The organism is Pseudobutyrivibrio ruminis CF1b (assembly GCF_000424005.1).
Classification (GTDB): Bacteria; Bacillota; Clostridia; order Lachnospirales; family Lachnospiraceae; genus Pseudobutyrivibrio; species Pseudobutyrivibrio ruminis_C.
On sequence record NZ_AUJB01000005.1, the window covers coordinates 58,759 to 74,235 of the forward strand.

The window sequence follows — 15,477 nt, forward strand, 5'->3', positions numbered from 1 at the left end:
ATATGGGTAATTCTATATTAAAAAAAGCATTTTCTAATAAAGTTGGAGATATTATTTTTTTGGCTTTATGCGCAGCAATTTTCACTGCAAGTATGTGCCATTGGATAGTAGATATGTCTTATAAATATGTTCCATCACAAGTGGGCACTATGCACGTGGATTTTATGTGGCTATTTTGGTTAGAAACAAGTGCAGTTATTTATTATGTTTTTAAATATTTTTATTTACAAAAAAAAGTAATCATATTTGATTTTGGCGAATTATTGCTGACTCAAATATTGGTACTTGCGGCGGTTTTAGATTATAACAAAGAGTCTTATGCAGCTGTGTCATATGCCTGGATGTTACCCATGGTGTATATGGTGGGAAAGTATGCCATAGGAAGAGATGAATATATCAATCAAAGAATAAGATGGATATATATGTCATTGGCGATGGGGGCTTTGGCAATTACAATTTTAGATTACTATAATTTCTATAGATATTATGGGGTTGAGGATACATTTACAGGCGCGTGGTTTGGCTTTTGGACTCATGAGTATCAAGACAGATGCACTATGGGATTTGGCTTAGTTATGGTTATTAGTGGTCTTGGGTATTATTGTTACCAGAATAAAAAAATGTCTTTGAAAATATCCTTCGTTATAGCAGTTATTTTTTCTCAGGTTTGGGCATTTTCTACCACATCAAGAACAGAGCCTCTAATATTACTAATAACAATAAGTATATGTTTGATTATGTTTTCAGTTGACAAATGGTTCTCTGATACGAAAAGATATCGTAAATTCCTGGTTAAAATATGTTTGATTTTTGTTGGAATATTTTGTGTTGTTCTGTCAGCTTTTTTGTGTAACGCTTTTGATTTGTATGATATTTATTCGAAAAGTCGCTGGGCCGATGAAGGCGGAATTTTAAGAAATGTACGTTTTTCGATGGATTGGGAAGGTTTTGTTGCAATGATTAATAATCCATTGGAAGACTATGAAATAACAAAAGGATTGCCAAAACCTCATAGTATGTTATTAGAGTACGGTAGAGTATATGGTTTTACAATTTATGTAGGTTTAGTGTTGTTTAGATTATTGATTATAAAGGATGCAATACTGCTAAGTGTCAAAAAGACTTATGATGCCAAAATCAAATACCTACTTATTCCATTGTTTATTTGTGTGAATCTGTATTATGCAATGGAACCAAATGGATATGCTCGTCGGTATTTTTGGATGCCAGGATTATTAATAAGTGGTATGATAAGAGGATGGTTGGACAATGATTCAGATAAAACCATAAGGAATAAGGGATAGGGAAAATATGGTTATTTTAATACTTGCTAATAGTCAGGTGGGTTTATATAAATTCAGAAAAGAATTATTAGAAGCGTTGGTTAAAAAAAATAAAATTTATATTTCTGTTCCAGAGGATTATTTGACTAAGTCGATAGAGGATATAGGTGCAAAGGTAATAAAAGATAAATACCTTAATCGTAGAGGGATGAATCCGTTACAAGATGTTAAGTTATTAAGGCACTACCTTCACTTATTGGATTGCATAAAACCTGATGTTGTCCTTACTTATACAATAAAACCTAATATATACGGAGGTTTAGCGTGTAGTATTAAGAAGATACCGTATATAGTCAATGTAACAGGACTTGGAACTGCGATGCAGAAAAATGGATTACTAAGAAGCGTATTGTTGAGGCTATATCGTCTTGGTTTACAGCATGCCAAAAAAGTATATTTTCAAAATATGGATAACAAAGAATTCATGGTTAGAAACAAGGTGATTGATGATGCTGTCACAGAATTATTACCAGGTTCAGGAGTTAATATAAAAGAATTTTCTTATGAAAAGTATCCTGAAGAAAATGAAAAAATCATTTTTACGACTATAGGTCGAATAATGAGAGATAAAGGAATAGAGGAGTTATTAGAGGCGGCAGAATCAATTAAGAATAAATACCCTAGTGTAGAGTTTAGACTGATAGGTGATTTTGATGAAGGGTATGAGGATAGAGTCAAGAGACTTGATGAACGAGGTATAGTTCATTACTTAGGATTTCAAAGCGATGTACATTCTTTTCTGAAGGAAAGTCATGCAGTTATTCATGCATCATACCATGAAGGCATGAGCAATGTATTGTTAGAGGCATCTGCTACGGGGCGTCCTGTAATAGCTACTGATGTTCCTGGGTGCATAGATACTTTTGAGCCTGATATAACAGGGATTAGTTTTAAAGCAAAAGATTCTAAGAGTTTAATAGATGCCATTGAGTGTTTTCTGAGTCTCAGTCACGATGAAAAAATAACAATGGGTAAAGCCGCTAGAAAAAAAGTAATTAATGAATTTGATAGGAATATAGTTATAGATAAGTATCTTAAAGAAATTAATAATATAGCAGAGGATTGATAAAATGGAATTATATGAGAAGCTTGTAAACAAAGAAGAAAAATTATCATTAGTAGGATTAGGTTATGTTGGAATGCCTATCGCTGTAGCATTTGCAAAGAAGATTGATGTAATTGGATTTGATTTGAATGCTCATAAGATAGATTTATATAAGTCAGGTGTAGATCCAACTAACGAAGTTGGAAATGATGTTATTTCTAAAACATCTGTAGACTTTACATCAGATGAAACAAGACTTAAGGAAGCAAAATTCCATATTGTTGCAGTCCCAACACCAGTAAATGATGATCATACACCAGATTTGACTCCTGTAGAAGGAGCTAGCCGAATTCTGGGTAGAAATCTTACAAAAGGTTCTATCGTTGTCTTTGAGTCTACTGTATATCCAGGTGTTACTGAGGATGTATGTGTTCCTATTTTGGAAAAAGAGTCAGGTCTTAAATGCGGTGTAGATTTTAAAATAGGATATTCTCCAGAGAGAATTAATCCAGGTGATAAGGTTCACAGATTGGAAACAATTACTAAGATTGTATCTGGTATGGATGAAGAGACACTTGATTGTGTAGCTAAAGTATATGAGCTTGTAGTGGAGGCAGGAGTTCATAGAGCAGAATCTATTAAGGTAGCAGAAGCAGCAAAGGTTATCGAGAATAGCCAGCGTGACATTAACATTGCTTTTATGAATGAATTATCAATCATCTTCAATAAGATGGGTATAGATACAAAGTCAGTTCTTGAGGCAGCAGGTACTAAATGGAACTTTTTGAATTTCCGACCAGGTCTTGTTGGTGGACATTGTATCGGTGTTGATCCATATTATCTTACATACAAAGCAGAGATGCTTGGATATCACAGTCAGATTATATTGTCTGGTAGAAGAATTAATGATGATATGGGTAAATATTGCGCTGAGAATTGTGTGAAAAATATTATAGCTGCTAATAAGCCAGTTAAAGGTGCAAATGTAGCAATTTTAGGATTTACATTCAAGGAGAATTGCCCAGATACAAGAAATACAAAGATTATAGATATTGTTAATGAACTCCATGAATATGGTATTGATCCTGTAATTGTAGATCCACAGGCAGATGCGGATGAAGCAAAACGTTTATATGGAATAGAGTTTGTTGATTTCGAGGAGATAAAAGATATGGATGCAGTAATTGTTGCTGTTGCACATGAAGAGTTCAGCGGTATAACAATGAATCGGATAGATAAATTGTTTGGCCCAGGTGAGAAAATTCTTTTAGATTTAAAGGGAATTCTTAATCGTAAAGAGTACGAAGCTGCTGGATATAGATACTGGAGGTTGTAATATAATGGGATATCAAAATTTAAAATTTCCTGAAAATAGCGTCTTTCTTGTAACAGGTGGTGCTGGTTTTATTGGATCTAATTTATGTGAAGCGATTCTAAATTTAGGATATAAGGTTAGATGTTTAGATGACTTATCTACTGGTAAGCAAGAAAATGTAGATTTATTTATTGATAATCCAAACTATACATTTATAAAAGGTGATATCAAAGATTTAGATACATGCATGAAAGCATGTGAAGGTGTTGATTACGTTTTAAATCAGGCAGCATGGGGCAGCGTTCCTAGAAGTATAGAAATGCCTTTATTCTATTGTGCTAACAATATTGCTGGTACCCTTAATATGCTTGAAGCTGCCAGACAGAATAATGTAAAGAAATTTGTATACGCTTCTAGCTCATCTGTATATGGTGATGAGCCAAACTTACCTAAAAAAGAAGGTAGAGAAGGTAATTTACTTTCGCCTTATGCAGTAAGTAAGAGAGCTGATGAAGAGTGGGCTAAGCAGTACACTAGACATTATGGATTAGATACATACGGCTTGAGATATTTTAATGTTTTTGGTAGAAGACAGGATCCTAATGGAGCATATGCAGCTGTAATTCCAAAATTTATTCGTCAGCTATTGAATGGAGAAACTCCTACTATAAATGGTGATGGAAAACAGAGCCGTGATTTTACTTATATTGAAAATGTAATAGAAGCTAATTTGAAAGCATGTCTAGCAGATTCTTCTGCCGCAGGTCAGGCTTATAATGTTGCATATGGCGGACGTGAATATCTTATAGATATTTATTATGGTTTAACAAAGGCTCTTGGTGTAGACAAGGAACCAAACTTTGGACCAGATAGAGCAGGTGACATCAAGCATAGTAATGCTGATATATCAAAGGCTAAGGCTAATTTGGGTTATGATCCAGATTGGAGTTTTGATAAGGGAATAAAAGCAGCTATCGAGTGGTATAAGGATAATTTATAATGTGTGGAATAAATGGAGTCGTTGATTTTATAAATCGTTATTCTGTTGATAAAAGACATAATATAGTTCATAGAATGAATCAGCAGATTATTTATAGAGGTCCTGATGATGAAGGGATTTTCGATGGACCTTGGCTGTCTATGGGGATGCGTCGATTGTCAATTATAGATTTAGCTAGTGGTAGACAGCCTATTTTTAATGAAGATGGCTCTATTGTAATAGTATTTAATGGTGAAATATATAACTATAAAATGCTTAGGAAAGAATTAGAGAAGAAGGGCCATTCTTTTAAAACTAATTCTGACACTGAGGTAATAGTTCACCTTTATGAAGAAAAAAGTGTAGGTGCATTTTCTGAACTTGATGGCATGTTTTCATTTGCCATATACGATCGAAATATAGAGCGTCTTTATGTGGTGAGAGACCGAATGGGAGAAAAGCCATTATTTTATAGTAATATTAATGGCTCTTTTGCGTTTGGGTCAGAGTTAAAAAGTTTATCAAACTGTAACTTGATAGAGAAAAACATAGATGAAACTGCTCTAACTATGTTTTTACAGTATACATATATACCAGCGCCGTTAACTATTTACAAAGATGTAAAAAAGCTTTCCCCAGGGCATTATGTTGAGATTAGTAATGCTGGTGATATTAATGTAAAACAGTATTGGCATCTATCTATTGATCATGATATAGAAAAAATGTCGTATGATGAAGCTATTGATGAACTTAGAGTACGATTAAATAAGTCAGTAAAAGATAGAATGAACTGTGATGTTCCATATGGAGCTTTTTTAAGTGGCGGATTGGATTCAGGAATAATTTCAACTTTAATGGCAAAGAATTCTACCAAACCTATTAACACATTTTCCATAGGGTTTGAAGAAGCTGATTATGATGAAAGTAAAAATGCTGCCATTCTAGCAAAAAATATAGGCTCTAAACATCATACTGAAATATTGAAATACAATCAGGCTATGGAAATAATAGAAGAAATTGTTAACAATATGGATGAACCATTTGCAGATTCTTCAGCGCTGCCCGTGTTTTTAGTATCTCGTTTCGCTGCCAAGAATGTTAAGGTTGTTTTGACAGGAGATGCAGGCGATGAGTGTTTTTTGGGATATGATAAATATCTGATTCATTACTATTCGGACTTATATAATAAGGTTCCTGCTTTTATGAGAAAGAATGTAATCGAAAAAGCACTTTCCCATATGAATGACACATCTGTGTTATCAAGAAAGATAGGAAAAGTAGTTAGAAATGCTAGTCAGACACCATATGAGAGAACTATATCAGTTATGAAACTAGGCTTCAAGAATAACGAATGTATTTCTCTACTAAAAGATGGTGTGGCTGATTTTTCTGGAGATTCTATGATATCTTCAAGATATAACGAAATTGATGCGAGCCAAATCCGCAAGACTCAATACGTAGATTTGAGATATGTGCTTGAAGGAGATATGCTGGCAAAAGTTGATAGGATGAGTATGCGAAATTCTCTTGAAACTCGTACACCATTGATTGCCAATGATATAGTACAATTTGCTTTTTCTCTCCAAGATAATTATAAGATTGAAGGAAAAAATAAAAAGAAGATTTTAAAAGATGCTTTCGAAGGAATTCTGCCAGAAGGTTATACTCGACTTCCTAAGTCTGGATTTGGTATACCACTGGATCATTGGTTTAGAAATGAGATGCAGATTGAGTTGAAAGATGTATTGAGTGCAAATCAAATTCGAAAGCATGGCCTCTTTTCTGAACAATATATTAATCAAATCATATCAGAGCATTTAGACGGAAGGGTTAATAGAAAGTCTGAATTATGGGCATTGTACGTTTTTCAGAGATGGTACGATAACAATTAGATTTTTAGGGGAGAAGATACGATGAGGATTGCTTTTTTGACGTTTTCACTTAAGTACGGTGGCGCTGAAAGAATGGTTTCCCGACTTGCAAATTCTATGGTAAAAAGGGGAATAGACGTAGATATTTTGTTGTTGTTAAATGCGAAAGAAATAGGATACGAAGTAGACCCACGGGTTAATATAATCGATGTATCCTGTGAGGGTAGTGCAGGAATAGGTAGAATTAGGTCTATTATGTGCATTAGACAATACATTAAAAATGTGAATCCTGATGCTATGTATTGTTTTATGATATCAACATTACCTTTTGCGGTGTTGGCTAATATGTTTCTTGGAAAGTGTAAAATTATTGGTACACAAAGAGCTAATCCAAAATCGGTAAAGTTGTTATATAGAATTATTGTGCATCCGTTTATATTACTTTGTGATGGATTTGTTTTTCAAACAAATGGTGCTAAGTTAATGTATTCTAAGACTATACAGAAAAAGAGCGTTGTGATTGGTAATATAGCACCTATTAATAGTAATGAAAAGAATAAAACTGATTCATCTCTTTACGATGTTTGTAGTGTGGGACGCTTACATGAAGATAAGGATTATGACACCCTAATCAATGCTTTTGAATTAGTTGTAAGAGATATACCTGAGGCGAAGTTACATATATATGGGGATGGACCGCTACAGGAATATTATGAAGATATGTGTAAAAACAAAAATATTGAAGCTAATATCATTTTTGAAGGTCAAAAAAATAACATCGAAAATGAATTACTAAAACATGAAATTTTTGTTTTTGCAAGCAAGGCAGAAGGAATGCCCAATGCGTTATTAGAGGCCATGGCGTACGGTTTGGCTTGCGTATCTTCAGATTGTGATTTTGGACCGGCGGATTTGATTAAAGATGGAGAAAATGGATTATTAGTTCCTGTTGGTGATGTACAAAAAATGGCATTTAAAATAGAATATTTGCTAAATAATGATGATGAGAGAAAAAAAATTCAAAATGAAGCAATCAAAATTTGTAATCTTTTTTCAGAGAAAAGAGTTGTGGATGAGTATATAAGCTATGCTAGAGGTTTATGAAATGTTTGTGGTATTAAATTGGTTGTAAAAGATTATATCTAGGAGTACATATTACATCATATTATATTGCTAAATTTTTAGAAGAGTGGAAATTCATGTGTATTTCCTTCATATTTGATGTACAACTTTTGGATGATTATATTTTGCTAAAACTTACGTGAAAAATAAAATTACACATTGAGCTATTGAAAAAAATATGTGACAAAGGATATGATTCTATGCTAATTAGTATTGTAATAACGACGTATAACTCATTTGATACTATTATAGATACATTAGAAAGTATCAAATACCAAATAAATCATTTTGCAGTAAATGACGAATTTCAGTTAATAATTGGTGATGATGGGTCAACAGATGGCACACAAGATATAATTAAATTTTATATTAAAGAAAATGAGTCTCTGTTTAGGAATGTTGAACTGCTTTTTTCTGAGATTAATCGAGGGACATGTAAGAATTCAACTGGTGCATTAAGAGAAGTCAAAGGTGAGAGATTTATTTTTATATCTGGAGACGATTTATTGTCGAAAACAGATGTAATTACTCGTGTGAAAGAGTTAAAAACAAATGAAATAGTTATGTGTCCTCCTTTAAAATTTCAAGGAACACATTTAATTAGAGATTATAGATCATATATTTGGGATATGATTTCGTCGTTTAGAAGCAAGGAACAAATTAAGGAAAGAGCATGGTTTTCTTGTCCAATTATGAATGGGTCACTCATTGGTACAGATTTCTATAATGAAGATATTTATTCCTTCATAGATGAATACAATCTTCTTGAAGATAGGGCTCATTATGTAAGATTGTGTGAAAAATATGATTTTGTACTAAGAATATTAAGGGAGCCGTTAATACTTTATAGGCAAAGTGATAACCAAGTAACGAAAGCAAAGGGGCATACACAGCAATTAATCAAAGATGACATTGTAAAAATATCTAAGTACGCACTAAATTGTGTTTCAAAGCCATATATTAGAATTAGAATTTATATAGAGTGTTTTAAAGCATGTAGACCATCTATATATTCAAAAATCAAATATTTATTATATATTTTTTTCTTGGAAGATATATTTCAATATTTTATGTATAAAAAAGAGATTAATAAAATGACAAGTAATATGTTTGAGAGAGCAGATAATGATAATATCGATGGCTATATTGAAATGTTACACGATTGTGCCGAAAGATATTATTTCCAATACAATAACGACTAATATAAAAAACATGCAAGGAAAGTAAAATTTAAAATCGTGGAGGGTCAACAATTGCAAGTGATAAAATATATGTTTCAGCCACATGGCGATAATAGAGGCCAGTTAGTGGCATTAGAGGAATATAAAGATATTCCATTTGAAATAAAAAGGGTATACTACATGTATGACACAGGTGAAGGCGTCGTGCGAGGGCATCATGCGCATAAAACGTTACAACAGATTCTTATTTGCATACATGGAAGTTGCAAGATTAAATTAGATAATGGTAGAGAACAAAAAGAAGTAGCGCTAGAAAAACCTTATGAAGGCTTATATGTTTCTAATGCTATGTGGCGTGAGATGTATGATTTTTCTAGTGATGCAGTATTATTAGTGCTTGCGTCTGAGTTATATGATGAGAATGATTACATACGAGATTATAATGATTTTATAGATTTTGTTAATACTTTAGAAAGTAGGTAAATATATGAGAATTCCTTTTGTTAGTTTTTTGCCAATGGAACGCGAATTAGATAAGGAATTACGTGATTCATTTGAAAGGGTTTATACTAGAAGTTGGTACATAGAAGGAGAGGAAGACAAAAAGTTTGAAGAGGCATTTGCGTGTTATTGCAATTCCAAGTTTTGTGTAGGAGTTGGAAACGGCTTAGATGCATTAATGTTATCTCTTAAAGCATTAGGTATAGGAAAGGGGGATGAAGTAATCCTTCCCGCAAATACCTTTATAGCAACAGCTTTGGCTGTAACATATACTGGTGCTAAGCCAATTTTAGTGGATCCTGATATAAGCACGTTTAACATAAATCCTTACGAAATAGAAAAAGCAATAACAAAAAAAACAAAAGCCATTATTCCAGTACATCTTTATGGTCAGCCATGTGAAATGGATTATATTTTGGATGTTGCAAAAAAAAATAACTTATATGTTGTAGAGGATTGTGCTCAGGCACATGGTGCAAAATATAAAGGAAAAATAGTTGGCTCATTTGGAGATGTTGCGGGATTCAGTTTTTATCCTGGAAAAAATCTTGGGGCACTTGGTGATGCAGGTGCAGTAGTTACATCAAATGATGAATTAGCGAATAAGATTAGAGCGCTAGGAAATTATGGTTCAGATTATAAATATCATCATATTTATGAAGGTAATAATTCAAGATTGGATGAAATTCAAGCGGCTTTTTTATCAGCTAAACTTCCTCATCTAGATAAAATGAATGAAGATCGTAGAAGAATTGCGAATAGTTACATGAAAGGAATAACAAATTCCAAGATAATTTTGCCATATGTTCCGGATTATACTGAACCTGTTTGGCATATATTTGGTATCAGATCCAAACAAAGAGATGAGCTTGAAATTCACTTGAGAAAACAAGGCATAATAACTAATAAACATTATCCAACTCCTATTCATTTACAAGAATGTTATAAGACTTTGGGATATAAATATGGTGATTTTCCTGTTGCAGAAGAAATTAGTCAGTGTGAACTGAGTTTACCAATTTATTATGGAATGAATGAGGATGAAGTTAATTATGTTATAGATGCTATAAATGATTTCTAATAATGAATTATATGACATAAATTTAGTTTTAATCATTAATTATTACCAAAAAATAAAGAATATAATAAAAGGCACAGATTATGGAATTAATTGAAATTAGTAATGAAGAATACACTTCATTGGTGAATGCAAAAGCAAATATATATGTATCAGGAGATTTTCTCAGCCTAAATTCCTATAAAATTAGTAGGGTACATTATTTGTTGTTTAAAGACAAGAAAAATAGATTTGCTTTTTCTATAGCGGAGAATGAGAACCATGAGTGGCTTGCTCCATTCTCAGCACCATTTTCAACGCTGGTAGAATTAAGAAAAGAGATTGAATTACGATATTATTGGGAATTTTATGCTAGCTTAGTAGATTATGTGAAAGAACATGGAGGAAAACGAATAGACATTTATCTAGCACCTGATTTGTATGGTGCTGAGCATAATGCAAAAGTCGAAAGCGCTATGTTGGGTGCTGGTTTTTTACAGGATTATCAAGAGTTAAATTATTCGTTGGATTTGAATAAGTTTTCTAAAAATAATTATATTACATATTTGCATCATAACGCAAAAAAGAACTTAAACATTTCTTTGAGTAAAGGCTTGGAATTTGAGAAATGTATTACAGTAGAAGATAAAAAAAAGGCATATGATATAATTGCAATAAATAGAAAAAGCAAAGGATATTATCTCGCTATGTCATGGGATCAAGTGAAAGAAACAATTAATTTGGTCAAGCATGATTTTTTCTTAGTAAAGGTAAATGGCCTATATATTGCTTCAGCAATTGTATTTTGGGTAAATGAAGAGATTTGTCAAGTTGTATATTGGGGAGATATACCAGAACAATCGGAGTTTAAACCTATAAATTTTTTGGCATATTGTCTCGTGAATTATTACACTAATGAAGGTGCAACAGTAATTGATATAGGTCCTTCTTCGAAGTATGGAGAACCTAATTTTGGTCTATGTAAATTTAAAGAAAGTATAGGTTGCGATGTAAGTAGCAAAAGACATTATTCGATTGTGTTTAAAGAATAAATATTGTTACTTTTATGATATTACTATTTATGGACTACTATCAAATCGAAAATTCGTAAAAAAAGAGAATAAAAAATGGAATTTGGTGGATACAATACGCTTGATAAAGCAGGGAAAGAATACTATACAGAAGAAAAATATCCAAATCTTATTAGATTTAACGCAGCAAGATATGCCATGGTTTATGCGGTAAAATGTGCTGGATTTTCAAAAGTTTGGATTCCTTTTTATTTGTGCAAATCTGTTTATGATGCTTTTGTAAAATATAATATTGTTTGTCATTTTTATTCATTGGATGAAAACAATGAGCCTGATATTTCGATGATTGAACCAGATGAAGCTATAGTAATTGTAAACTATTTTGGTCTTAAAAATGACAACTATTATGATGAATGTTGTTCGAAATACAAAAATGTTATTTTTGATAACACTCAAGCTTTTTTTGCAAAACCGATAATGAAAAGAAATGTTTATAATGTTTATTCACCTAGAAAGTTTGTGGGTGTTTCGGATGGGGCTTATCTTATATCTTTAGAATTAGAATATATGAAAAGTTATGACGAAATGAATATTGAAATAGATATGTCAGGAGAACGCGCATGCCATATATTTAAAGCTATCGAGGGAAGTGTGAATTCATATTATTATGATTCTTTGAAAGCAGAGAAAGAGATTGAGGAGTCTGGGATAAAGTATATGTCTGTTTTGACACGACAGATGTTAGACTTAGTGGATTATGATTATATAAAAAATGCTCGAATATCGAATTTTAGAATACTAGAAAAAAACTTTAATGAAATAAATATTTTAAAACCTAAATACAATGATGGCTGTCCTATGGTGTACCCGCTCTTAATCGAAAATGGACATAAGATAAGACAGGAACTAGTGAAACGAAAAGTGTTTGTTCCGCAATGGTGGAAGTGGATATTAGAGGATGAATTGGTAAATAATAGTATTAATTCAACAGAAAAAAGACTTGCTCTTGATTTGGTACCTGTTCCGGTTGATCAGCGTATTAATGAGGAGAGTATGTGCACGTTAATTGATATTATTGGGGATGTTATTGGTAAGCATAGAGGATGATAAAGACAATGGATAGAATTATTATTTTTGGCACGGGAAGTGTTGCTGATAGTTTATTTTCAAAGTTGGATTTAACGAAGGTTGTAGTTGTTGCATTTGTTAACAGTAAAAAAAAATTTGAATCATTTCATGAAATAGAAGTTATTACAGAGAAAGAAATATGTCAATTTGATTATGATTATTTAGTTATTGCATCGGGATATGTTAACCAAATAGCAGAGCTTTTGAAAAATTATAGTATTCCCCAAAATAAAATTGTTTCATATATATATGATGAAGTTGAGACATATAGGTGGATCTCTTCGGAAATAGCAAAGATTGTTGATTTAAAATATAACAGATCAATAATTGACAGATGGATAAATTCTGAAACTAAGATAGCGAAGATTTATCCGTCTGTTTTTTGGGATAGCAGTAATTCTATAGATAGTTTAGAAAAAGATTTTGTAAGAGAACAAACCACGAAATTAATTGCAAAAACGATATATGATAATAATGTAGAAGGAGAGGTTGCTGAACTTGGTGTCTATAAAGGGGATTTCACTGTAATTATAGACAGGTTATTCAAAGAAAAAAAAATGTATTTATTTGATACTTTTGAAGGGTTTGCTATTCAAGATGTTGAGATTGATTCTGAAATTGAAAATAAGGTAGGAGAGTCTGAAAAGTTTAAGGATACAAGTGTTGATATTGTTTTAGATAGAATTATTGATAAAGATAGAGCGATAATAAAAAAAGGATATTTTCCAGAAACATTCGATCTTGAAGATGAAAAATTTTGTTTTGTAAGTATTGATTTAAATTTAGAATCTCCAGTATTAGATGCTTTAGAATTATTTTATCCTAGATTATCTAATGGAGGATACATTTTGGTAAGTGATTATTACGCCCCTTTTTATAAAGGAACAAAAAAAGCGGTTGATACTTTTGTGAGTAAATGGAATGTTCATTTTACTCCTGTTGCAGATTTTTATGGAAGTGTTTTGTTTTGTAAATAGATAAGGGGTATTAGGTAAAAATGAACAAAATAAATATGTTATATAGAGCTAGTGAATCCATTGAAGGATATCAAGGAAAACTAGTAAATAAGTTAAAACAAAATGAGATAATAGGACGTATTGTAGTTGTCAGCAGATCTAGTGATATAGAAGCCGATAACGATGTTGTTGTTATTCCATCACAGATGTGTTGGCATAATATGTATGAGTACTATCCTGAATATAAAGCAGCAAAACCATTTTCCAGAAGTATTCTAAATACTATAAAAAAATATGAACCTACAGCACTTACCATTTCTCGAAGAGATACAAACTTTGATATTTATACTGTTGAAGAAGCGAGGGATTTATTCTATAAGGCGTTACGTTTTTGGTATGGTGTGATTATAAAAAATAAAATCAATTACATGTATTTTAGTTATGTTCCACATACTACTCACGAGTATGCTATTTACGTAATGGGTAAAGCGCTGGGAATCCCGATGATTATCTTTTCTATAACAACTATTCCACATGTGTATGTATACGGAGATAGTATATCTACTATAGGTAATTCAATTATAGAAGACTATAAAAATGTAACTGGGGTGAATAAATCAAATAATATTTATATACGAAGATATCTAGATAGAATGATGTATAAAAATGACAGTATAAAGTTTGATTTGGTAGATAGAAAGAAAGCGTCAAAAAAAAGGACAGATGAGGAATATTTTAGATATGTAAGAATAAAAAGTATAATTTTTAAAATATTACATTATACGAAATGTTTTATCTGTTTAGATAATAAAGAGTTGGAGTTTGGGAAGAAAGAATTTAGAGATACAATAAGAGCATATCATAGCCTTTTTCATCAAGTGAGTTTAAGAAGATATAATAAAATAGCCAGTTTGCCAGATTTTCAAAATAAATATATATATTATGCGCTTCATTTAAATCCGGAGGCTACGGTTTCACCTGGAGGAGGAGTTTTTGAAAATCAACTTTTTGCTATTAAACTTTTGGCTAAAGCTGCTGAAAAATATGGAGTTTTAGTGTATGTTAAGGCCCATTATTGTCAATCTACTTTTGATAAATCCTTTTTTTATGATTTGAAAAGTATACCGAATATAGTGCTTATAAAAACGGAGGTTTCATCAAATATAATAATTGAAAAATCTTTAGCAGTAGCAAGTTTGACAGGTTCATGTCTCATAGAGGGAGTGCTTAGCAAAAAGCCTGCATTTATATTTGGAGATAACTATTATTGGAAAGGAATTCCAGGTGGTATAGTTGTTGATAATCAAGAGCAGTGTGAATCAATAATCAAAGATATTTTGCACGAAAATTATATCACGGTCAAAGATAGTGATATTGAAAATTACTTCTATAGTGTGGAAAAAAATTCTATTAACGATTATATGTTTTTCCCAAAACAAGAAGAATTATCAGAATTACCTTTTGAAAAAGTAATAGAAGACAAAATAAGAGTGGTATTTAATGATATAGAGAATATTAGTAAATCTGTTTGTTGCACAATGGAGAATTAATAGCAACATAATACATATATTTTTTCTAAAGTAATAATCATAGACTATATATTGAAGGAAAACAGAATAATGAAAGTTTTAGTTACAGGTTCAGATGGATTCATCGGTTCACATTTAGTAGAAGAGTTGGTTAAGAAGGGCTATGAAGTAAAGGCCTTCGTTTACTATAATTCGTTTAACAACTGGGGATGGCTCGACACACTTGATAAGAGCATCATGGATCACGTAGAGGTATTCGCTGGTGATGTCCGCGACCCTAACGGTGTCCGCGAGGCTATGAAGGGCTGCGACGCAGTATTCCACCTTGCAGCACTTATCGCTATTCCATTCTCATACCACAGCCCAGATGCTTACGTAGACACAAACATCAAGGGTACTCTTAACATCCTTCAGGCTGC

The 15,477-nt window shown here is 32.0% G+C and carries 14 protein-coding genes; all 14 read left to right on the plus strand.

What is annotated here, in order from left to right; genetic code table 11:
• Positions 1-2 precede the first annotated feature (2 nt).
• The gene (locus G592_RS0102135) at positions 3-1,304 is read left to right on the plus strand and encodes a hypothetical protein (RefSeq protein WP_155942138.1); all 1,302 of its coding nucleotides are present in this window, start codon (positions 3-5) and stop codon (positions 1,302-1,304) included.
• A gap of 7 nt (positions 1,305-1,311) precedes the next feature.
• Positions 1,312-2,409 (plus strand): glycosyltransferase family 4 protein, encoded by a 1,098-nt coding sequence (locus G592_RS0102140; protein ID WP_036951562.1) that lies wholly within the window; start codon positions 1,312-1,314, stop codon positions 2,407-2,409.
• 4 nt (positions 2,410-2,413) lie between these two features.
• Complete coding sequence (locus tag G592_RS0102145) at positions 2,414-3,724, plus strand: nucleotide sugar dehydrogenase (protein WP_028246356.1); 1,311 nt, start codon at positions 2,414-2,416, stop codon at positions 3,722-3,724.
• A 4-nt stretch (positions 3,725-3,728) separates the two neighbouring features.
• On the plus strand, positions 3,729-4,703 hold the full coding sequence (locus G592_RS0102150; RefSeq protein WP_028246357.1) for an SDR family oxidoreductase: 975 nt from the start codon (positions 3,729-3,731) through the stop codon (positions 4,701-4,703).
• Positions 4,703-6,574, plus strand: coding sequence for an asparagine synthase (glutamine-hydrolyzing) (gene asnB / locus G592_RS0102155; RefSeq protein ID WP_028246358.1), 1,872 nt, complete (start codon positions 4,703-4,705; stop codon positions 6,572-6,574). The genes G592_RS0102150 and asnB overlap by 1 nt, the downstream gene beginning before the upstream one ends.
• Before the next feature lie 21 nt (positions 6,575-6,595).
• Entirely contained in the window at positions 6,596-7,657 is a 1,062-nt protein-coding gene (locus G592_RS0102160) for a glycosyltransferase (protein WP_028246359.1), read from the plus strand.
• Positions 7,658-7,875: 218 nt separating this feature from the next.
• Positions 7,876-8,877 carry a glycosyltransferase family 2 protein gene (locus tag G592_RS0102165; protein ID WP_028246360.1) on the plus strand — a complete coding sequence of 334 codons (1,002 nt, stop codon included), beginning with the start codon at positions 7,876-7,878 and terminating at the stop codon, positions 8,875-8,877.
• Positions 8,878-8,934: 57 nt separating this feature from the next.
• On the plus strand, positions 8,935-9,339 hold the full coding sequence (locus G592_RS0102170) for an FdtA/QdtA family cupin domain-containing protein (protein WP_330365370.1): 405 nt from the start codon (positions 8,935-8,937) through the stop codon (positions 9,337-9,339).
• A 4-nt stretch (positions 9,340-9,343) separates the two neighbouring features.
• On the plus strand, positions 9,344-10,438 hold the full coding sequence (locus G592_RS0102175) for a DegT/DnrJ/EryC1/StrS family aminotransferase (RefSeq protein ID WP_028246362.1): 1,095 nt from the start codon (positions 9,344-9,346) through the stop codon (positions 10,436-10,438).
• 80 nt (positions 10,439-10,518) lie between these two features.
• Positions 10,519-11,466 carry a hypothetical protein gene (locus tag G592_RS0102180; RefSeq protein WP_028246363.1) on the plus strand — a complete coding sequence of 316 codons (948 nt, stop codon included), beginning with the start codon at positions 10,519-10,521 and terminating at the stop codon, positions 11,464-11,466.
• A gap of 75 nt (positions 11,467-11,541) precedes the next feature.
• Complete coding sequence (locus G592_RS0102185) at positions 11,542-12,552, plus strand: hypothetical protein (RefSeq protein WP_028246364.1); 1,011 nt, start codon at positions 11,542-11,544, stop codon at positions 12,550-12,552.
• Positions 12,553-12,560: 8 nt separating this feature from the next.
• Positions 12,561-13,550, plus strand: a complete 990-nt coding sequence (locus tag G592_RS16860) for a TylF/MycF/NovP-related O-methyltransferase (protein ID WP_196801814.1) — start codon at positions 12,561-12,563, stop codon at positions 13,548-13,550.
• Between the two features lie 20 nt (positions 13,551-13,570).
• Positions 13,571-15,079, plus strand: a complete 1,509-nt coding sequence (locus G592_RS0102195) for a hypothetical protein (protein ID WP_028246365.1) — start codon at positions 13,571-13,573, stop codon at positions 15,077-15,079.
• Positions 15,080-15,145: 66 nt separating this feature from the next.
• A partial coding sequence (locus G592_RS0102200) for an SDR family NAD(P)-dependent oxidoreductase (RefSeq protein ID WP_155942140.1) occupies positions 15,146-15,477 on the plus strand: 332 nt, incomplete at its 3' end.

Coding starts and splice junctions, on each gene's coding strand:
- G592_RS0102165 (WP_028246360.1), top strand. CDS start 7,876: ATGCTAATTAGTATTGTAATAACGACGTATAACTCATTTGATACTATT.
- G592_RS0102175 (WP_028246362.1), top strand. CDS start 9,344: ATGAGAATTCCTTTTGTTAGTTTTTTGCCAATGGAACGCGAATTAGAT.
- G592_RS0102135 (WP_155942138.1), top strand. CDS start 3: ATGGGTAATTCTATATTAAAAAAAGCATTTTCTAATAAAGTTGGAGAT.
- G592_RS16860 (WP_196801814.1), top strand. CDS start 12,561: ATGGATAGAATTATTATTTTTGGCACGGGAAGTGTTGCTGATAGTTTA.
- G592_RS0102180 (WP_028246363.1), top strand. CDS start 10,519: ATGGAATTAATTGAAATTAGTAATGAAGAATACACTTCATTGGTGAAT.
- G592_RS0102160 (WP_028246359.1), top strand. CDS start 6,596: ATGAGGATTGCTTTTTTGACGTTTTCACTTAAGTACGGTGGCGCTGAA.
- G592_RS0102185 (WP_028246364.1), top strand. CDS start 11,542: ATGGAATTTGGTGGATACAATACGCTTGATAAAGCAGGGAAAGAATAC.
- asnB (WP_028246358.1), top strand. CDS start 4,703: ATGTGTGGAATAAATGGAGTCGTTGATTTTATAAATCGTTATTCTGTT.
- G592_RS0102195 (WP_028246365.1), top strand. CDS start 13,571: ATGAACAAAATAAATATGTTATATAGAGCTAGTGAATCCATTGAAGGA.
- G592_RS0102140 (WP_036951562.1), top strand. CDS start 1,312: ATGGTTATTTTAATACTTGCTAATAGTCAGGTGGGTTTATATAAATTC.
- G592_RS0102145 (WP_028246356.1), top strand. CDS start 2,414: ATGGAATTATATGAGAAGCTTGTAAACAAAGAAGAAAAATTATCATTA.
- G592_RS0102150 (WP_028246357.1), top strand. CDS start 3,729: ATGGGATATCAAAATTTAAAATTTCCTGAAAATAGCGTCTTTCTTGTA.